Source organism: Streptomyces sp. YJ-C3 (assembly GCF_053891275.1).
This window is the reverse complement of the sequence record NZ_CM132685.1, coordinates 2723756-2742830: the sequence shown is the minus strand read 5'-3', so window position 1 is coordinate 2742830 and position 19075 is coordinate 2723756. Positions and strand designations below refer to the sequence as shown.

Here is a 19075-nt window from a genome sequence, read left to right as displayed (position 1 = left end):
GCCCGCGCGGCCTCCTGCTGCCGCGCGGGCCTCACCGGCCCCGGTGCCGGCTCTCAGCCCGCCGAGGGCTGGTACTGCTTGGCCTGCGCCGACTCGCCGGGCTCACGGACGACCTTCAGGCCGCCGACGGTGCCCTTGTCGGGGCGCAGGATCACCGACTCGTGCGAGGACGGGGCCTTCGGGTCGCTGAAGTCCTGGCTGACCCCGAACCCCATGTCGTAGGCGCTGAGGGACAGCAGCGCCTTGTCGACGCCCTCACGGGTGAGGTCCTTGGACTCGCACGCCTTCTTCAGCGCCTCGCCGAAGACGGCCGCCGCGGTCCAGCCGGCCACGACGCCGTTGTCGAGGCCGTCCTTCGGGTACGCCTCGCGGTAGTCGGCGACGAGCTTCTTCGCCTCCTCCGTGGAGCCGCCGATGGGCAGCGACGGGGACGCCACGTAGTAGTTGGCGAGCAGCGCCGGTCCGGCCTGGGTGCCGAGGAGCTGCGGGGCGAACGCCGAGTTGTTGCCGATGACCGGCACGTTCAGCTTCGCGGCGGCCGCGACGCCGACCAGCGAGGCGGCCTGACGCGGGCCCGCGCTGATCACGATGCCCTTGACGCCCGCCTTCTTCAGGGCGGCGACCTGCGCGGTCATGTCGTTGTCGGTGGGCTTGATCTTCTGCTCGACGACGGTGAGGCCGGCTTCCTTCGCCATGTACGTCGAGCCCTTGAGGGCGCTCTCGCCGTAGTCGCCCTCGAAGTAGACGTGGCCGAGCTTGTCGCCCTTCTTCAGGCCCTTCTCCTGCATCAGGAAGTCGATCGCGTTGATCGTCTCGATGTCGTACGTCGATCCGATGACGCGGACGTACGGGCTGCCGAGCAGATTCGACGACCAGGCCTGCGGCAGGACGAGCGCCTTGTCCTGGTCGGTGATGCGCTTCTCGACGGCGGCGACGAACGGCGAGCCGATGAACTGGGTGAAGCCGAGGACCTTGGGCGCGAGCTCGGTGTATCCGGCGACGGCCTTCTGCGGGTCGTAGCCGTGGTCGCGGACGGTCAGCTTCAGCTCGTAGCCGCAGATCCCGCCGTCGCCGTTGACCTGCTTCACGTACAGCTGCTGGGCCTGGGTGACGCTCTTGCCGAGCGTGGCGTACACGCCGGTCATGTCGGTGAGGACGCCGAGGTTGATCGTCTTGCCGGAGATGCCCTGGCCGGTCTTCACCCCGCCCGCACTCTGCTTGTCGTCGCCTCCTCCGTCCTTGGCCTTGGAGCTGCACGCGGCGGTGAGCGCGAGCAGCGCGGCCACGGCGGTCACCGTGAGCGTGCGGGTGGGGCCGGTTCGGGCGATCATGACTCCTCCTGAGGGTGTTTCCGGGCGCGCCGGGCGGCGAGCCGTACCGGGGTCCGTCTCCAGACGGATCCCAGGCCGCCGGGCAGGAACAGGACCACTGCCACGACGGCGGCGCCGTAGAGGTAGCGGGCGGCCTCGCCGGGGGCGATGCCGCCGGTGCCGGGGGCCGAGACGAGGGGCAGGGCGTCGCTGTAGCGGGTGAGGATCTGGGGCAGCAGCGAGACGAACGTGGCGCCCACGACCGCGCCCGCCACGGACCCGAGACCGCCGATGACGATCATGGCGAGGTACTCGAGGGAGAGCGTGATGCCGAAGTAGTCCGGCACCGTGCGCTGGAAGACGAGGGCGATCAGCACCCCCGCCAGGCCCGCGTACATCGACGACAGGACGAAGACGGCGCCGCGGTAGCGGGCGACGGGGACGCCGAGGACGCCGGCGGCGATGCGGTGGTCGCGGATCGCGTTCATGGCGCGGCCGGGCCGCCCGCGCAGCACGCCGCGGGCGAAGAGTCCGCAGCCGAGCAGGAGCAGCAGCCCCAGGTACCACAGCTTCTCCGAGGACCCGAACGGCACATTGGCCACGGTCAGTTCACTGTCGTCGAAGGTGAGGCCGAACAGGCTCATGGCGGGTACGTCGCGGCCGTTGGCGCCACCGGTCAGGTCCTCGGCGTTGAACAGGACGTGCTGTCCGATGAAGATCAGGGCGAGCGTCGCGATGCCGAGGTACGCGCCTTTGAGGCGGCCCGCGATGGGGCTGAACAGGCCGCCCGCGACGCCGGCGACGAGCACCGCGAGGACGGCGGCGAGCCACGGCGGCAGCCCGAGCCCGTCGACCGGCTGTCCGCCCTCGCCCGCGAACACGCAGTACCCGTAGGCGCCGACGGCGAGGAAGAAGGCGTGGCCCATGGAGAGCTGGCCGGTGGCGCCGGTGAGCAGGTTCAGGCCGATGGCGCCGATGGCGGCGGCCATGGCGAACAGGCCGGCCTGCAGCCAGAACCGGTCGAGGTAGAACGGCAGGGCCAGGAGCAGGAGCGCCCCGGCGGCGGCCGCGTAGGTGCGGCGGCGCCCGAGGAGCGTACGGACGGAGCCGCCGTGCGCCGGTGGGGCCTCGGGCCGGGCCCCGGTGGCGAGGGTGTCAGACACGGGCGAGCTCCTTCGTGCCGAAGAGCCCCGAGGGCCGCAGCAGGAGAATCACGGTCATCACGAGATAGGGCGCCACGTCGCCGAGTCCCCGTCCCATGAAGGCGAGTTCGCTCTGGTAGCCGGTGGCGAGGGACTCCGTGACGCCGACGACGAGGCCGCCGACGAGCGCGCCGGTGGTGGAGTCGAGCCCGCCGAGGATGGCGGCGGGGAAGGCCTTCAGCGCGGCGAGCGACGTGGCCCGTTCGAGACCCGGTGTCGGGAACACGGTGAGGAACAGGGCGGCGACGGCGGCGAGCCCGCCGGCCACGGCCCACGCGCCGAGCGACACCCGGCCCAGGCGTACGCCCATCAGCGCGGCCGTCTCGCCGCTCTCGGCGACGGCACGCATCGCGACGCCCCACGACGTGTACCGGAAGACGAGCAGGAAGCCGGTGATGAGCAGGGCGGCGGCGACGAACGCCGCGATCCGGGTGTGGGCGATCGACACCCCGCCGACGGTGAGCACGGCGTCGCCCCACGGGTCGCCGAGCGCGAGGACGTCGGTGCCCAGGCGCCGGGTGAGTTCGGTGGTGAGCAGGATGTCGACGCCGATGGTGACGATGGCGAGGACGCTGTGGTCGTGCCCGCGGTAGCGCCGCATCACGAGGAACTCGACGGCGGCGCCGACGACCGCGGCGGCGGCGATCCCGACGCCGAGCGCGGGCCAGAAACCGATGTCGTCGTGGAGCGAGGCCGTGACGTAGCCGCCGGCGAGCAGCAGCGAGGCGTGGGCGAAGTTGACGACCTCGGTGGCGCGGAAGATGACGACGAAGCCGAGGGCGATGAGCGCGTACACGGACCCCATCGAGAGGCCGTTGAGGAGGAGTTCGAGGAACGTGGTCACGCGGGGGTCTCTCCGTTCGGGCCGTTCGGTTCGTCCGCGGCGGGTGCGCCCAGGTACGCCTGGATCACCGCCGGGTCGTTCTGGACGCGGTCCGGCGGCCCGCCGGCGATCCGGCGGCCGAAGTCGAGGACCGTGACCTCGTCGGCGAGGCGCATGACGACTCCCATGTCGTGTTCGACCAGGACGATGGAGATGCCGAGGCTGTCGCGGACGCCCGCGATGACGGCGGCGGTGCGGCGCCGTTCGTCCGCCGTCATGCCGGCGACGGGTTCGTCGAGCAGCAGGACGCGGGGCTCCATGCACAGGGCGCGGGCGAGTTCGGCGAGTTTCTGCTGGCCGTAGGGCAAGGCCCCGGTCGGCGTGTCGAGTTGGTGGTCGATGCCCACGAACTCGGCGATCTCCCGCACCCGTTCGCGGTGCAGGCGCTCTTCGCGGACCGCCGAGGGCAGGCGCAGTCCGGCGGCGAGGAAGCCGGTGCGGGTCAGCCGGTGGCGGCCGAGCAGCAGGCTGTCGGCGACCGTGGCGCGCGGCGGCAGGGCGAGGTTCTGGAAGATGCGGGCGACCCCGAGTTCGGCGATGCGGTGCGGGGGCAGCCCGGTGAGTTCCCGCTCGCCGAGGTGGACCGTGCCGGCGGTGGCCCGGTAGACGCCGGACAAGACGTTGAAGCAGGTGGACTTGCCCGCGCCGTTGGGCCCGATGACGGCGTGCACCGTGCCGGGTGCCACGGTGAAGCCGATGGCGTCGAGGGCGGTCAGCCCGGCGAAGCGGACGGTGAGGTCCCGCACGCGCAGGGGAAGTACGTCGGTGGCGGTCGGGGTCGTCATGGCCGGGCTCCTTCCCAGCGCCGCAGCGCGGGCGCGTGCGTGGCGCCGCCGGACGCGTCCGCGGCGGCCGTCTCGTCGACGACGCCCAGGTAGCGGCGGCGCACCTCGTCGGAGCCCGCGAGCTCGCCGGCCGGGCCGTGCAGGGTGATCTCGCCGACCTCCAGGACGTACGCGTGCGAGGCGAGGCGCAGCGCGAGCGCGGCGTTCTGCTCGACGAGGAGCACGGAGACGCCCTGGGCGTTGATCTCGCGGACGGTGTCGGCGATGCGGGCCGCCATCAGCGGGGCGAGGCCCAGCGACGGCTCGTCCAGCAGGAGCAGGCGCGGCCCGGCCATCAGGGCGCGGGCGACCGCCAGCATCTGCTGCTCGCCGCCGGACAGCAGCCCGGCGCGCTGGTGCGCCCGGTCGGCGAGGACCGGGAACAGCTCGTGCACGCGGCGCAGCGCGGCCGCCTTGTCGGCGCGTGAGCCGGTCGCGCCGAGCGCCCCGGCCCGCAGATTGTCCGCGACGGTCATCCGGGCGAACACCCTGCGTCCTTCCGGCACTTGGCAGATCCCGGCGGCCACGACCCGGTCGGCGGAGAGTCCGCTGATCCGGCGGCCGCCGAACCGGACCTCGCCGGACGTGACCGTCCCGCCGTGGAAGCCCAGCGTGCGCGAGACGGCGCGCAGCAGGGTCGATTTGCCCGCGCCGTTGCCGCCGAGCACGGCGACGACGGCACCCTGCGGTACTTCCAGTGTCACGCCGCGCAGGGCGCGTACGGGGCCGTAGCCGACCGACACGTCGTCGACGGCGAGGCCCTCCCCTTGAACATCGGTCACTGTGTGTCCCTCCCTGGACCGGTGGCGCTCACGACAGCACCGTGCGAGCGGGCCGTCCACGGGCGGCCCGGGAATCGCTGCGCGGGCCCAGCGCCCGCCCGCCTCGGTTGTGCGCGCGCACAAGACCCCGTGTCAGGGGCCTGCCGGGGACGGCCGCGGGGTGGCATCCTCCGCACCAGCGGGAGAGTCCTTTGCCGTCGCTTTACGAGCCGTTGGGGAGGGGCGATGGGCGCACGCAGACAGCGCACCGGGCAGGACTGGAAGTTGCTGAAGGAGGCCTGCACGACCCTGCTGGAGCGGGTGCCGGAGCTGGTCGACGAGCATCTGCGGCAGTTGTCCGCGTACTCGGACGTGTACGCGCGGGTGCTGGCGTACGACGTCCAGTGGCGGGAGGCCGAGGAGGCGATGCGGATCGGCGTCGAGACGATCTCGGCGCCCCGCGACGCGCCCCGCAGGGATCTGGTCTACGCGGAGGAGGCGGGCCGGCGCCGGGCGGGCCAGGGCCTGCCACTGGACCTGCTGGTGCACGCCTACCGCAACGCGGGCTATCTCGTCTGGGACGCCCTGATGGAGAGCGCGGGCGGCGAACCCGACCGGCTCTCGGCGCTGATGCGGTCGGCGACGATGGTGTGGGCGGCCGTGGACGCGCAGGCCGAGGCGGCGTCGGAGGCGTACCGGGCCACGGAGCTGGAGCTGCGGCGCCGCACCGACGAGCAGATGCAGGCCCTGCTCGACGCCCTTCTGGAGGGCCGCCCGGCGCCGGGCCTCGCGGCGCGCGCGGCGGCCGGTCTCGACCTGCCGGAGCACGGACCGTACGCGGTCGTGGTGCTGCGCGTGGAGCGGCGGGACGGGCGGGAGGCGTTCCACCGGCGGATCCAGGATCCCGACTTCCGGTTCGTGTGGCGGATGCGGGCGGACTGCGAGGTGGGCGTGGTCGCGCTCGGCGCGGGCCGCACCCTCGACGATCTGGCGGCGCTGCTCGACGGCCGCTGTCCGGGGCCCGGCGGGGTGAGCCCCGTCGTCACGGGCCTCGCCGAACTCGGCCACGCGCGCCGCCTTGCCGAACTGGCCCTGCGCACCTGCCCGCCGGACACGACCGGCGTCGTCCGCCTGGACCAGCGGATGCCGACCGCTTTCGTGGTCAGCCAGCCGGACCTGGCGCAGCGCCTGGTGTCAGGCGTCTTCGGTCCCCTGCTGACCCTCGAACCGGCCGACCGGGCGGTGCTGTTGGAGACCCTGGACGCGTGGCTGGCCTGCGAGGGTTCCGCGGGCCGGGCGGCGGGTCGCCTCTACTGTCACCGCAACACGGTCTTCAACCGGCTGCGCCGGCTGGAGCAGCTGACGTCGCGATCGCTGTCGCGGCCGCGGGATCTGATGGAGATGACGCTGGCGCTGGATGCGTACCGGTTGTCACCGGGGTGAGGCGGCTTCCGGCCGGCGGAACAGGGCGGTGAGCAGGTAGGGCACCCCGTACGTCACCGACCCCTCCCCCCGGTCCGCCATGGGCCGGATCTCGACCTCCGTCAACTCTCCGAAGAGATGCCGGAGTTCGTCGGGTGCGTAGGCGAGCCCGCCGCCCAGGTCACCGGTCCGGTACAGCTCCTCGTCGGGCACCTCGGAGCCCATCGCGCCCGCGGCGAAACAGGTCAGCCCGAAGTGTCCGCCCGGGGCGAGGACGCGGTCGAGCAGCGCCAGGTAGCTGACGCGGCGGTGCGGCGGCAGGTGGTGCAGGCACCCGGAGTCGTAGACCAGGTCGTAGGTGCTGTGCGGGAGTGGGACGTCGAAGAGGTCGCCCTGGTGGAAGCGCACGTCGACGCCCGATGCGGCGGCGCGTTCCCTCCCCCACGTCACGGCCGTCGCCGACTGGTCGACGGCGTCCACGTCGTAGCCGCGGGCGGCGAGGTACACGGCGTTGCGGCCGGGGCCGCAGCCCAGGTCGAGCGCGCGGTGGCACTCCGGGCGGAGCGGGCCCTCGTCGAGGTGGGACGCGAGGTTCTCGTCGGGTTTGTCCACGAAGAAGGGGATGTCGCGGTTCCGGTCCGCGTAGAACCGGTCCCACCAGTCGGCTCCGCCGGCGTGCGGGAAGGCGGCGTCGAGCAGGCGCAGGACGTCTTCGGCGGTGCGGACGTTCCGGTTCAACGAATCCCCTCCGTTGGTCCTGCTGGCTTGCTGAAGGCTAGCCGGGGGGCCGCTTCTTCACAGGATCTCCGCCTCGCCGTGGGGGCATGGGGTGGGCGGGAGGCCGCGGCCCGGTGGGGGCGGGGCGCGCAGTTCCCCGCGGCCCTGAGGGCATGCGGCTTCGCCGCGCCCTCCCCGATGGAGACGGCGCACGCAGTGCGCATCTCCAGGGGCGCGGGGAACTGCGCGACCGGCCAGAACGAGACCCGCGGACGCCCGAGGCGCACCGGACACAACGGCGTCGAGGCGCCCGCCCCGCGCCCGGCGACCCTCAGCTCAAGAAGTCCGTGGCGATGCGCTCCGCCACGTCCTCCAGGATCGGCCCCGCCTCGGCGATGCAGCGGGCGACGTCCGGCTCGACCTCCGTCAGGGCGTACGCGCGGCGGATCCCGGCCTTGCCGAGGGCCTCCGGGGCCAGGGCGAGCCGGCCGCAGACCGCGACGACCTCGATCCCCGCGGAGCGCGCCGCGGCGGCGACGCCCGCGGGGGCCTTGCCGTGCAGGGTCTGCTCGTCGAGGGAGCCCTCGCCGGTGATCACCAGCGTGGCCTTCTCCAGGGCGGGGGCGAAGCCGAGGACGTCGAGCATGACCTCGATGCCGGGGCGGAAGCTCGCGCCGAGGCCGACCAGGGCGCCGTAGCCGATGCCGCCCGCGGCGCCCGCGCCCGGCGACTCGGCGTGCTCCAGGGCCGTCGGGCCGACGGACTCGCCGAGCACCTTCGCGAAGTGGGCGAGCGCGGCGTCGAGCTCGGCGACGTCCTCGGGCGTCGCGCCCTTCTGCGGGCCGTAGACGGCGGGCGCGCCCTTGGGCCCGGTGAGCGGGTTGTCGACGTCGCTGGCGAGGACGATGTCCACGTCGGCGAGGCGGGGGTCGAGGCCGGACAGGTCGGCCGAGGCCAGCGTGGCGAGGGGGCCGCCGCCGGGCGCGACCGGGGCGCCCTGCGCGTCCAGGAACCGGGCGCCGAGCGCGGCCAGCATGCCCGCGCCGCCGTCCGTCGTGGCGCTGCCGCCGACGCCGAACACGAGGGAGCGGGCGCCCGCGTCGAGCGCCGCGGCGATCACTTCGCCGGAGCCGTACGTGGTCGAGGTGAGCGGTGCGAAGACGCCCTCGGGCAGCAGCTGGAGGCCGGAGGCCTCCGCCATCTCCACCACCGCCGTGCCCTCGCGCAGCGCGTACGCGGCGGTGACCGGCTCGCCGAGCGGCCCGGTCACCCGCACCTCGCGGCGCTCGAAGCCGGCCGCGACCGCCGCAGCGACGGTACCGTCGCCGCCGTCCGCGACCGGGACGGACGCGATCTCGGCGTCGGGCGCCACCCGGCGCAGTCCGGCTGTCACACGCTGTGCGACCTGCACCGCGGTGAGCGACCCCTTGAACTTGTCCGCCGCGATCAACACGTGCCGCGCGGCCTGTGCAGCGTCCGCCACCTTGCTCCCCTTGCTGTTCGGGCCTTGCTCGCGTCAAGGCAGTCGCGCCGCTGCGACCATAACCGCAGGAGGGGCCCGCTGCCCATGGTCGTCCGCTCCACGAAACGGCGTGCCCAGCCGTTAAATCCTCCAATGCCCGGTCATAGTGGGGCGCCATGAGCACGGAAACGATCGATCAACCCGCTCCGGAAGATCACGGCCAGGACCCCGCGGAGACCGACGACTCCCCCGACCTCACCGTCGTCGGCATCGGCGGCGTCGCCGTCCTCGCGGTCGTGGCCTGGGCGGCCCTCGGCAAGAAGTCCTTCGAGGACGCGTCGGGCACGGCGCTGTCCTGGGTCCTGGCGAACTTCGCCTGGCTGTTCGTGATCGCCGCCGATGTCTTCCTGGTGCTGTGCCTGGTGCTCGCGCTCAGCCGCTTCGGCCGGATCCGGCTCGGCCGCGACGACTCCAGCCCGGAGTTCAGCAACCTCGCGTGGATCGCGATGATGTTCAGCGCGGGCATGGGCATCGGGCTGATGTTCTACGGGGTCGGGGAACCGCTCACCCACTACCTCAACCCGCCCCCGGCGGGCGGCGTGCAGCCCCGCAGCGGCGGTGCGGCGCTGGTGGCGATGGAGTACTCGTTCTTCCACTGGACGCTCACGCCGTGGGCGATCTACGGCATCGCGGGCCTCGCGCTCGCCTACGCGGGGTTCCGCAAGGGGCGCGGGAACAGGCTGAGTTCGGTGTTCGTGCCGCTGATCGGCGCGCGGCGGGCGGCCGGCTGGCCCGGCCGGGTCATCGATCTCCTCGCCGTCTTCGCGACGGTCTTCGGCACGGCGACGAGTCTCGGGGTGGGCGCGCTGCAGGTGGCCACGGGCCTCGACCTGACGGCGGGTGTGGAGAACACGACGACGGTCCAGCTCGTCATCATCGTCGCTCTGGGGGCGGCCTTCGTCGGCTCCGCGTTCTCCGGCCTGAACAGGGGCGTGAAGTGGCTGAGCACCATGAACATCGTGCTCGCCGCCTGCCTGATGCTCTTCGTGTTCGTGCTCGGCCCGACCGTCTACATCCTGGACGCGATCCCGGCGAGCGTCGGCGGATATCTGCATCAGCTGCTGCCGATGGCGTCGCGCACGGGCGCGTTCACGGACTCCACGTGGCTGGGCGCATGGACGATCTTCTACTGGGCGTGGTGGCTGTCGTGGGCGCCGTTCGTGGGGACGTTCATCGCCCGGATCTCCCGGGGCCGGCGCATCCGCGAGTTCCTGGTGGGCGTGCTGCTGGTGCCGAGCGGGGCGACCGTCGTGTGGTTCTGCGTGATGGGCGGCACCGGGATCCGCCTCGACTCCACGGGCCGGGTCGACATGGCGGCGAAGGTCTCCGAGGGGGCGGAGGCGTCGCTGTTCGCGATGCTGGACGCGCTGCCGCTCGGCACGCTCACCTCGTGGGTGGCGATGCTCCTCGTCATGACGTACTTCGTCACGAGCGCCGACTCCGCGTCCCTGGTGATGGGGTCGCTCACCAGCCGGGGCGCGCTGCACCCGCGGACCTGGCTGGTGGTCATGTGGGGGGTGCTGATGGCGGCGGTCGCGGCGGTACTGCTGGTGGCGGGCGGCCTCGACGCGTTGCAGAGCGCGACGATCCTCGTGGCCCTGCCGTTCGTCGTGGTGATGCTGGCGCTGTGCTGGGCGCTGCTGAAGGAGCTGCGCGAGGACCCGGGCGCGGGCCCGGCCCGCGGGCACGCGCTGCACGGTCTGCGGGACGCGGTACGGGCGATGGTCGGCGACGCGATGACCGGGCGGACGCCGGGCGCCGACCGCCACCACCGGCTGCGGCGTCTGACCAAGTCCCGTGACCAGGAAGACCGTTGAGCGCTGACAGTTGATGTACGGAAGCGGGTAGACCGGACTCATGACGCCAACGAGCCCCCAGCTCACCGAACGCGTCCTCGCCGACCGTGTGCTCGGCGGCTGGCTCGGCCGGATCGCGGGCAACATGCTCGGCAAGCCGGTCGAGCAGGGCGAGGTGTGGACGCGCGAGCGCATCGACCGCTATCTGCGGCAGGCCGAGGCCCTGCCGCTGACCGACTATCTGCCCGAACCCCCCTCGGACGACGTGGAGTCCGCGCTGCGCCCGGAGTGGCGCCGCTGCGTGCGGGGACGCATTCACGGCAGCTGCCGCGACGACGACGTGGACTACGCGGTCCTCGGCCTGCACCTCCTGGAGACGCACGGCTTCGCGTTCACGACGGAACAGGTGGGCGAGTTGTGGCTGCTGCGCCTGCCCTACCTCCAGACGTTCACCGCTGAGCGCGCCACGTACCGCAACCTCGCCAACGGCCTGAAGCCGCCGCTCACGGCGACGTACGACAACCCCTACCAGGAGTGGATCGGCGCGCTGATCCGCGCGGACGTGTTCGGCTGGACGTCTCCCGGGGTGCCGCGCCGGGCCGCGTCGCTGGCCCGCCGGGACGCGGTGCTCTCGCACACCGGGAACGGCGTGTACGGCGCGATGTGGGCGGCGGCCCTGGTGTCGGCGGCCTTCACGGCGCCGACCCCGCGCGCCGCGCTCGACGCGGCGCTCACCGTGATCCCGGCGAGCAGCCGGCTGGCCCGGGTCGTCCGCCGCACGATCTCGCTGCACGACTCGCGGCTGACCTGGGAGGAGACGCTCGCCACGATCGAGGAGGAGGCGGGCGGCCTCGGCTGGATCCACACGGTCCCGAACGCCGCGGTGATCACCGCCGGACTGCTCTACGGCGACGGCGACTTCACCCGCACCGTGACGCTGACCGTGCGCGGCGGCCTGGACACGGACTCCAACGGCGCGACGGCCGGCTCCGTCGCCGGTGTGCTCTGCGGCGCGGCGGCGATCCCCGACCGGTGGAAGGCGCCGCTGGAGGACCGGGTGCGCAGTGCGGTGTTCGGGTTCGACGGGGTGCGGATCAGTGAACTGGCGGCGCGGACGGTGGAGTTGGTGGAGGTCTGGGACACACCGTGAGGCGGCCGTCCGGTCGCCCTCCCTCGGCGCTTAGGGTGACCGGATGACCACTGACGACTACGCCACGTACATCGCCTCGCTCCCCCGCGTCCTGGCCGGGGCCGCCGTGCTGTTCCGGGACGGCGCGGGGCGGGTGCTGCTCGTCGAGCCGAACTACCGGGAGGGCTGGGCGCTGCCGGGCGGGACCGTGGAGTCGGACGACGGGGAGACGCCGCGCCAGGGTGCGGGCCGCGAGACGCTGGAGGAGATCGGGCTCGACGTGCCGGTGGGGCGGCTGCTCGTCGTGGACTGGGTGCCCGGCACCGCGCGGCCGCCGATCGTCGCGTACCTGTACGACGGCGGGGTGCTGGACGAGGAGCAGATCAAGGCGATCCGGCTGCAGGAGGAGGAGCTGGTGTCGTGGCGGTTCGTGGCGCGCGACGAGCTGGACGGGTATCTGCTCGGCGCGCTGGGGCACCGGGTGGGCGCCGCCCTCGACGTCCTCGACCAGGGCGCCGGCACGGTGGAGCTGGAGAACGGCCGGCCGGTGCGCTGAGGCCCGCCACGGGCGGCCCGGTTCCGGGTTTTCGGAGGTACGCACAAACCCAAAGGCCGCACCTTTGGTCATCTACGCGCGTTGACAACTCGTGTGGCGGCGGGTGAGCTTTCCGTGGACAGTTTTTTCCTACCGGAGCGACGGTGCTCCGGAGCAAAGGGGCTCATTCCGTTGGCCAGGAAGATCATCCTCGACTGCGACCCGGGGCACGACGACGCGATCGCCATGCTCCTCGCGCACGGCAATCCCGGTATCGACCTGGTCGCGGTGACCACCGTCGTCGGGAACCAGACCCTGGAGAAGGTGACCCGCAACGCCCTGTCGGTGGCGGCGATCGCCGGGATCACGGGTGTGCCGTTCGCGGCGGGCTGCCCGCGTCCGCTGGTCCGCGCGATCGAGACGGCCCCGGAGATCCACGGGGAGAGCGGCCTCGACGGCCCGGACCTGCCCGAGCCGGTCACCGCGCTCGACCGGCGGCACGCCGTCGACCTCATCATCGACACCGTGATGGCGCACGAGCCGGGCGAGATCACGATCGTGCCGACCGCGGGCCTGACGAACATCGCGCTGGCCGCCCGCAAGGAGCCCCGCATCGTCGAGCGCGTCCGCGAGGTCGTGCTGATGGGCGGCGGCTACCACGAGGGCAACTGGAGCCCGGTCGCCGAGTTCAACATCGTCATCGACCCCGAGGCCGCCCACATCGTCTTCAACGAGACGTGGCCGGTGACCATGGTCGGCCTCGATCTCACCCACCAGGCGCTGGCGACGCCCGCCGTCGAGGAGAAGATCAGGGCCGTCGGCACGAAGCCCGCGCGGTTCGTCCTGGAGCTGCTCGACTTCTTCCGGGAGGCCTACCGCGAGAACCAGGGCTTCGAGCACCCGCCGGTGCACGACCCGTGCGCCGTCGCGTACGTCATCGATCCGGGCGTCATGACCGTCCGCAAGGCGCCTGTCGACATCGAGCTGCGCGGCGCCCTCACCCTCGGCATGACCGTGACCGACCTGCGCTCCCCCGCGCCCGCCGACTGCCACACGCAGGTCGCCGTCGACCTCGACCACGAGCGCTTCTGGGACCTCGTCGTGGACGCCCTCGTACGCATCGGAGAGCCCGCAGCATGAACGTCGCCGCCTCCCCCCACACCCCGGCCGGCGACTCCCGCGCGGGCCGCCCGGCCCGGGTCGGCGCCCTGATGGTCGCACTGCTCGCGGCCAGCTTCGCCTTCCAGCTCAACGCCTCGATGCTCAGCCCGGCGCTGACGACGATGGCGGACGAGCTGCACACCACCGCCTCGGCCGTCGGCGTCACCCAGACGGCCTTCTTCACGGCCGCGGCCCTGTTCTCGCTGTTCCTGCCGCGCCTGGGCGACCTGATCGGCCGGCGCAAGGTGCTCACCGGGATGATGGTCCTGATGGCCGTCGGCTGCGTGATCTCCGCGCTCGCCGGCTCCGTCGGCACCCTCGCCGTCGGCCGCGTCGTCCAGGGCGCCTCCGGCCCGACCATCCCGCTCGCCCTGATCATGCTGCGCGTCGAGGTCCCCGACCCGAAGCGGTACGGCACGCTCCTCGGTGTGGTCACCGCCGTCAACGGCGGCATCGCGGGCGTCGACTCGTTCGCGGGCGGCTCGCTGGCCGAGCACCACGGCTTCGCCTCGATCTTCTGGGTCATGACCGGCTTCGCGGCCCTCGCCGCCGTGCTCGTACGGTTCCTGGCGCCCGACTCGCGCGCGGACGAGCGGCCGCCCATGGACTGGCCGGGCGTCGCGCTCCTGGTCGTCTCCGTCGGCGCCCTGCTGATCTCCTTCAACGAGGCGGGCAAGCTGGCCGACGCGAACTGGCCGCTGGCCGTCGGCCTGCTGGTGCTGGCCGCGCTCGCGTTCTGGGCGTTCTGGCGCATGGAGACCCGCGCCGAGCACCCGCTGGTCACCACCCACCTGCTGAAGCGCCGCGCCACCTGGTCGATCCTGTTGTCGACCATGCTCACCATGACCGGCGTCTTCGCCGTCATGAACGGCCTGCTGCCCGGCTTCGCCCAGGACACCGCGGTGGGCCTGGGCCTGGGCGCCGAGGGCGCCACCTGGTGGACGCTGACGCCGTACGCGCTCGCGGGCCTCGCGATGGGGCCCCTCGCCGGACGGCTCGCGGCGACCTTCGGCTACGGCCGGATCCTGCGCATCGGCCTGGTCGCCACCGCGGCCGCCACGGTCCTCGCCCTCCTGACGCTGCAGACCGACTCGTCGGGCCTGCTGCTCACCGTCTCGATCCTGCTCGGCGCGACCTACGCGGGCACGGTGAACATCATGCTCAACGGCCTCGGCATCCTGCTCTCCCCGAAGGAGAACCCGGGCTTCCTGCCGGGCCTGAACGCCGGTTGCTTCAACCTGGGCGCGGGGCTCAGCTTCGTCGTCCTCTACGCGGCGATGGACGCGATCGCCCCCTCCGACGGATCGTCCGTCGGCGGCTACAGCGCGGGCGTCGTGGCCGGCCTCGTGCTGATCGTGGCGGCCCTGTTCGCCTCGATGCTCATCCCGAAACCGGTGGACGCGGAGGCGACCGCCTGACCTACCCTCGACGCCATGAGCGCCACACCTTCGTCACAGCCCCTCGTCGCGGTCCTGACCGGTGCCGGTATCAGCACGGACTCCGGGATCCCCGACTACCGCGGGCCGAACGGGGTGTGGCGCAAGGATCCGGACGCCGAGAAGCTCGTCACGTACGACTACTACATGAACGATCCGGAGATCCGGCGCCGCGCCTGGCAGGTGCGCCGCCGGGCCGTCACCCTGACCGCCGAGCCGAACGCGGCGCACCGTGCGATCGCCGGCCTGGAGAAGGCGGGCGTCCCGGTGCGGGTGATCACCCAGAACGTGGACGGGCTGCACCAGCTCGCCGGGATGCCCGACCGCAAGGTGCTCGAACTGCACGGCTCGGCGCGGCAGTTCGTGTGTACGCAATGCGGCGGGCGGGGCCCGATGGAGGACGCGATCGCGCGCGTCGAGGCGGGCGAGGACGACCCGGGCTGCCCCGTCTGCGGCGGCATCCTCAAGTCGACGACGGTGATGTTCGGCGAGCATCTCGACCCGGCGGTGCTCGGCGAGGCCGTCGCGATCACCAAGGCCTGCCAGGTCTTCTTCGCCGTCGGCTCCAGCCTCCAGGTGCATCCGGCCGCGGGCCTGGCGGGCCTGGCCGCGGAGCACGGCGCGCGCCTGGTGGTGGTCAACGCCGAGCCGACGCCGTACGACGAGGTGGCCGACGAGATCGTGCGTGAGCCGATCGGGACGGCGCTGCCGCGTCTGCTCGGCGAGTTGACCGCACACTAGAAGAGGGCGGCGTCGCACTCGAAGTCGAGGAGGCGGCGCTTGCGGTCGAGGCCGCCGCCGTACCCGGTGAGGCTTCCGTTCGCGCCGATCACCCGATGGCAGGGGACGATCACGCCGACGGGGTTCTTGCCGTTGGCCAGGCCGACGGCGCGCGAGGCACCCGGGCTGCCGAGGGCCTCGGCGAGTTCGCCGTAGGTGCGGGTCTCGCCGTACGGGATCCGTCGCAGCTGCTGCCAGACGGACCGCTGGAAGGGCGTGCCGTGCAGCGCGAGCGGGAGGTCGAACTCCTTCAACTCCTTCTGGAAGTAGGCCTCCAGCTGGTCGATGGCGGCGCCGAAGGGCCGTGCGTCGCGTTCCCCGAACGTCTCCTCGGCGGGGCGGTGACGCTGCTCGGTCATGTAGAGGCCGGACAGCGTGCCGTCGGTGGCGACGAGGGTGAGCGGGCCGCAGGGGCTGTCGATGACGGTGTGCTGCTTGCGTTCCATGGCGTGCGTTCCTCACTCGGGCAGGACGTTGATCGGGTGGTCGTCGGTGGCCCACAGGTACTGGACGGCGTACGCCCGCCAGGGGCGCCAGGCCGCGGCGCGCGCGGTGAGGGCGGCCGGGGTGTGCGGCAGGCCCGATTCCTGTGCGGCGCGCCGCATTCCGAGGTCGGTGGGCAGGAAGGCGTCCGGGTCGCCGAGGGCGCGCATGGCGATGGCCTCGATGGTCCAGGGGCCGAAGCCGGGCAGTTCGGCGAGCCGGGCGCGGGCCTCGTCCCAGTCGGACTCCGGACCCAACGTCAGCTCACCGTCGGCGAGTTGGCGTACCAGCGTGATGAGTGTGGTGCGGCGGCTGCGGGGCAGGGCGAGGGACTCGGGGTCGAGGGAGGCGAGCGCGACCGGTGCCGGGAAGAGGTGGGTGAGGCCGCCCTCGGGGTCGTCGACCGGTTCGCCGTGGGCCTGGACGAGGCGGGCCGCATGGGTGCGGGCGGCCGCGGTGGAGACCTGCTGTCCGAGCACGGCGCGGACGGCGAACTCGGCCTCGTCGACGGTACGGGGCACGCGGCGGCCCGGCGCCTTGTCGACGAGGGGCGCGAGCAGCGGGTCGGTGCGCAGTTGCGCGTCGACGGCGACGGGGTCGGCGTCGAGGTCGAGCATGCGGCGGCAGCGGCTGATGGCGACGGTCAGATCGCGCTGGTCGGTGAGGATCAGCCGGCAGCCGATGTGCTCGGCGCCTGGGGTCAGGGCCACGATGCCGTGACCGTACGGGAGCCGGAGGGTGCGGCGGTACGCGCCGTCCCGCCACTCCTCGACGCCGGGTACGGCGGTGGCGGCGAGGTGCCCGAAGAGGTTGTCGGGGGTGAGGGGGGCGCGGAACGGCAGCCGGAGCGTGATCGCGCCGGGCGTGGCCGGGTGCCGGGGAGCGCGGGCGCGCAGTTCGCTCGGGGAGAGCGCGAAGACCTCGCGGACGGTGTCGTTGAAGGTGCGGATCGAGGCGAATCCGGCGGCGAACGCGACGTCGGCCATCCGGAGCCCGGTGGTCTCGATGAGCAGCCGTGCGGTCTGGGCGCGCTGGGCGCGGGCGAGCGCGAGCGGTCCGGCGCCGAGCTCGGCGAGCAGCTGCCGCTCGATCTGCCGCTCGCTGTAGCCGAGCCGGTGGGCGAGGCCCGGGACGCCCTCGCGGTCGACGGTCCCGTCGCCGATGAGCCGCATGGCGCGGGCGGTGAGGTCGGCCCGCTGGTTCCACTCCGGGGAGCCGGGGCTGGTGTCGGGGCGGCAGCGCTTGCACGCCCGGTATCCGGCCTGCTGGCAGGCGGCGGCGCTCGGGTAGAACACCATGTTGCGCGGTTTGGGCGGCACGACCGGGCAGCCGGGCCTGCAGTAGATGCGGGTGGTCAGGACGGCGGTGAAGAACACCCCGTCGAACCGGGTGTCCTTGGCCTGCACCGCCCGTACGCACCGCTCGGTGTCGGTGTGCATGGCGGCTGTCCCCTGGGCCTGGTCGGTGGGCATGTCTCAAGGATCGGGCATGGTGAGCGGCTCGGCTGGCGGGAATCCGACATGAACGTCGCGACTCCGCCGGCCACCGACAGGGGGGCGCGCACCCCTCCGAGTGATCCCGGTCCGCGCATCGGCGCACTCCAATGCGCCCCCTTGTGGACAGCGCACGCCCCTGACCTGCGGCAAATTCGTCAACTCCGTTGAGAACACGAGCTGTTCGGACGATATGACCGGTTTTGCAGGATCGTCCCTGTGCCTACAGTCGTGCCGCTGATTCGTTCGCCCGACGCCGTTCACGGCCGTCATCAGGAACAGAGCGAGGTTCGAGTGACCGTAGCCGACCGTCCCGCAGGGGTTTCCCGAGGCCGCACAGCCGCGGTTCTGGAGGGGCTCGCGGGCTGGGTGCCGCCGCACCGGATCTCGAACGCCGAGCTGCCGGCCGCCTGGGGCGTCGACGACGCCTGGGTACGGCGCCGCACCGGCATCGCCACCCGCCACTGGGCCGGGGCCGGGGTGCGCACCGGCGACCTGGCGTTCGAGGCGGCCCGACGGGTCCTGGCCGAGCTGGACGGTCCCGCCCCGGACACCGTCCTCGTGGCGACCTCGACACCGGACCGGCCGATGCCGGCGATGGCGCCGCAGCTGGCCGTTCGGCTCGGCCTCGGGCAGGTGGCCGCCTGGGACGTGGCGGCGGCGTGCAGCGGCTTCGGGTACGGACTGGCCTCGGCGGCGGGCGCCCTCGCGGCCGGGTACGCGCGCCGGGTGCTGCTGGTCGCCGCCGAGGTCTACTCGACCCTCGTCGATCCCGCGGACCGCGCCGCGGGCGTCGTCTTCGCCGACGGAGCGGGCGCGGTGCTGCTGCGCCGGGGCACGTCCGACGAGCCGGGCGCGCTGCTCGCGTTCGACCTGGGCAGCGACGGCAGCGGGCACGAGCTGATCCAGGTTCCCGGCGGCGGCGCCGCCGAGCGGGCCCGGCCCGCCGCCCACACCCCGGCCGACCGGCACTTCCGGATGGCGGGCCGTGAGGTCTACCAGCACGCGGTGACCCGGATGACCGAGTCCTCGCTGCGGGTGCTCGACCGCACCGGGTGGACGACCGGCGACGTCGACCGGTTCGCCGCCCATCAGGCCAACGCCCGGATCCTCGACGCGGTCGGGGAACGGCTGCGGCTGCCCGGCGACCGGCAGGTCACCAACATCGAGCGGGTCGGCAACACCGGCGCCGCCTCCCTGCCGCTGGCCCTCGCCGACGCCGCGTCCCGCGGCCGACTCGCCCCCGGTGAGCGCGTGTTGCTGACCTCCTTCGGCGCGGGCCTGACCTGGGCGTCCGCGACCCTGTGCTGGCCGGACCTGCCCGCCGTGGCACCGGTCGACCCGGCGGCGGCCGTGACCGCGACCGCCGGCCGCTGACCGACAGCGCCGCGCACCCCCACCCCACGCCCCACCGCTCGGTCCCGCCCCGCTCCCCTCACCGCGCGCCGCTCAAGGCCTCGCGGTGCGTGCCCTCGCCGTGCCCCGATCCGGCGTGTCCCGCACCGCCGGGACCGTTCCGGGGCGCCGCCCCATCCGTTCGTCCCTTCCTCTGAGGAGTCCGTCCCGCGAAACCCCGCGGCAATTCCCGCAGCGGTCCCCCAGGCCAGCCCGTAGCAGCCCC

The 19075-nt window shown here is 73.2% G+C and carries 17 protein-coding genes; 8 read left to right on the top strand and 9 right to left on the bottom strand.

All coding sequences use genetic code 11. The features are described 5' to 3' along the window. Positions 1 to 53: 53 nt before the first annotated feature. Genes ACVHNB_RS12085 through ACVHNB_RS12065 form a run of 5 tightly spaced genes read right to left on the bottom strand, consistent with a single transcriptional unit; the run spans position 54 to position 5001 of the window. Positions 54 to 1331, bottom strand: a complete 1278-nt coding sequence (locus tag ACVHNB_RS12085) for an ABC transporter substrate-binding protein (protein ID WP_428951366.1) — start codon at positions 1329 to 1331, stop codon at positions 54 to 56. Beyond that, complete coding sequence (locus ACVHNB_RS12080) at positions 1328 to 2473, bottom strand: branched-chain amino acid ABC transporter permease (RefSeq protein WP_456228027.1); 1146 nt, start codon at positions 2471 to 2473, stop codon at positions 1328 to 1330. Before ACVHNB_RS12080 ends, ACVHNB_RS12085 begins: the two co-directional genes overlap by 4 nt. Further along, positions 2466 to 3356, bottom strand: coding sequence for a branched-chain amino acid ABC transporter permease (locus ACVHNB_RS12075; protein ID WP_428951368.1), 891 nt, complete (start codon positions 3354 to 3356; stop codon positions 2466 to 2468). The genes ACVHNB_RS12080 and ACVHNB_RS12075 overlap by 8 nt, the downstream gene beginning before the upstream one ends. Beyond that, positions 3353 to 4180, bottom strand: a complete 828-nt coding sequence (locus ACVHNB_RS12070) for an ABC transporter ATP-binding protein (RefSeq protein WP_428951369.1) — start codon at positions 4178 to 4180, stop codon at positions 3353 to 3355. The genes ACVHNB_RS12075 and ACVHNB_RS12070 overlap by 4 nt, the downstream gene beginning before the upstream one ends. After that, the gene (locus tag ACVHNB_RS12065; protein ID WP_428951370.1) at positions 4177 to 5001 is read right to left on the bottom strand and encodes an ABC transporter ATP-binding protein; all 825 of its coding nucleotides are present in this window, start codon (positions 4999 to 5001) and stop codon (positions 4177 to 4179) included. The genes ACVHNB_RS12070 and ACVHNB_RS12065 overlap by 4 nt, the downstream gene beginning before the upstream one ends. 225 nt (positions 5002 to 5226) lie before the next feature. Here ACVHNB_RS12065 and ACVHNB_RS12060 point away from each other — a divergent pair, with 225 nt between their 5' ends. Next, positions 5227 to 6423, top strand: coding sequence for a PucR family transcriptional regulator (locus ACVHNB_RS12060; RefSeq protein WP_428951371.1), 1197 nt, complete (start codon positions 5227 to 5229; stop codon positions 6421 to 6423). On the opposite strand, the gene ACVHNB_RS12055 is transcribed toward ACVHNB_RS12060, so the two are convergent. Next, entirely contained in the window at positions 6412 to 7140 is a 729-nt protein-coding gene (locus ACVHNB_RS12055; RefSeq protein WP_456228026.1) for a class I SAM-dependent methyltransferase, read from the bottom strand. The genes ACVHNB_RS12060 and ACVHNB_RS12055 overlap by 12 nt on opposite strands. A gap of 310 nt (positions 7141 to 7450) precedes the next feature. Then, positions 7451 to 8602, bottom strand: coding sequence for a glycerate kinase (locus ACVHNB_RS12050; protein ID WP_456228025.1), 1152 nt, complete (start codon positions 8600 to 8602; stop codon positions 7451 to 7453). Positions 8603 to 8757: 155 nt separating this feature from the next. Here ACVHNB_RS12050 and ACVHNB_RS12045 point away from each other — a divergent pair, with 155 nt between their 5' ends. The 6 genes from ACVHNB_RS12045 to ACVHNB_RS12020 all read left to right on the top strand — a co-directional run bounded on the left by ACVHNB_RS12045 (position 8758) and on the right by ACVHNB_RS12020 (position 15439). Then, positions 8758 to 10458: a BCCT family transporter gene (locus tag ACVHNB_RS12045; protein ID WP_428951374.1), complete on the top strand. Its 1701-nt coding sequence runs from the start codon at positions 8758 to 8760 to the stop codon at positions 10456 to 10458. Positions 10459 to 10498: 40 nt separating this feature from the next. Continuing rightward, entirely contained in the window at positions 10499 to 11587 is a 1089-nt protein-coding gene (locus ACVHNB_RS12040) for an ADP-ribosylglycohydrolase family protein (RefSeq protein ID WP_456228024.1), read from the top strand. 43 nt (positions 11588 to 11630) lie between these two features. Then, on the top strand, positions 11631 to 12122 hold the full coding sequence (locus ACVHNB_RS12035) for an NUDIX domain-containing protein (protein WP_456228023.1): 492 nt from the start codon (positions 11631 to 11633) through the stop codon (positions 12120 to 12122). A 171-nt stretch (positions 12123 to 12293) separates the two neighbouring features. Then, a complete protein-coding gene (uriH, locus tag ACVHNB_RS12030) occupies positions 12294 to 13241 on the top strand; it encodes a uridine-preferring nucleoside hydrolase UriH (protein WP_456228022.1) in 948 nt (315 codons plus the stop codon). After that, positions 13238 to 14680 carry a uridine transporter UriT gene (gene uriT / locus ACVHNB_RS12025; RefSeq protein ID WP_456228021.1) on the top strand — a complete coding sequence of 481 codons (1443 nt, stop codon included), beginning with the start codon at positions 13238 to 13240 and terminating at the stop codon, positions 14678 to 14680. The genes uriH and uriT overlap by 4 nt, the downstream gene beginning before the upstream one ends. Positions 14681 to 14695: 15 nt before the next feature. After that, positions 14696 to 15439 carry an SIR2 family NAD-dependent protein deacylase gene (locus tag ACVHNB_RS12020; RefSeq protein ID WP_456228020.1) on the top strand — a complete coding sequence of 248 codons (744 nt, stop codon included), beginning with the start codon at positions 14696 to 14698 and terminating at the stop codon, positions 15437 to 15439. On the opposite strand, the gene ACVHNB_RS12015 is transcribed toward ACVHNB_RS12020, so the two are convergent. Continuing rightward, positions 15436 to 15924 carry a methylated-DNA--[protein]-cysteine S-methyltransferase gene (locus tag ACVHNB_RS12015; RefSeq protein ID WP_428951380.1) on the bottom strand — a complete coding sequence of 163 codons (489 nt, stop codon included), beginning with the start codon at positions 15922 to 15924 and terminating at the stop codon, positions 15436 to 15438. The two genes, ACVHNB_RS12020 and ACVHNB_RS12015, sit on opposite strands and share 4 nt — an antisense overlap. A 12-nt stretch (positions 15925 to 15936) precedes the next feature. After that, the gene (locus tag ACVHNB_RS12010; protein WP_456228871.1) at positions 15937 to 17400 is read right to left on the bottom strand and encodes an AlkA N-terminal domain-containing protein; all 1464 of its coding nucleotides are present in this window, start codon (positions 17398 to 17400) and stop codon (positions 15937 to 15939) included. A 348-nt stretch (positions 17401 to 17748) separates the two neighbouring features. Between ACVHNB_RS12010 and ACVHNB_RS12005 the strand changes: the two genes are divergently transcribed. Then, the gene (locus tag ACVHNB_RS12005; RefSeq protein ID WP_428951381.1) at positions 17749 to 18831 is read left to right on the top strand and encodes a beta-ketoacyl-ACP synthase 3; all 1083 of its coding nucleotides are present in this window, start codon (positions 17749 to 17751) and stop codon (positions 18829 to 18831) included. The last annotated feature ends 244 nt before the right edge of the window (positions 18832 to 19075 follow it).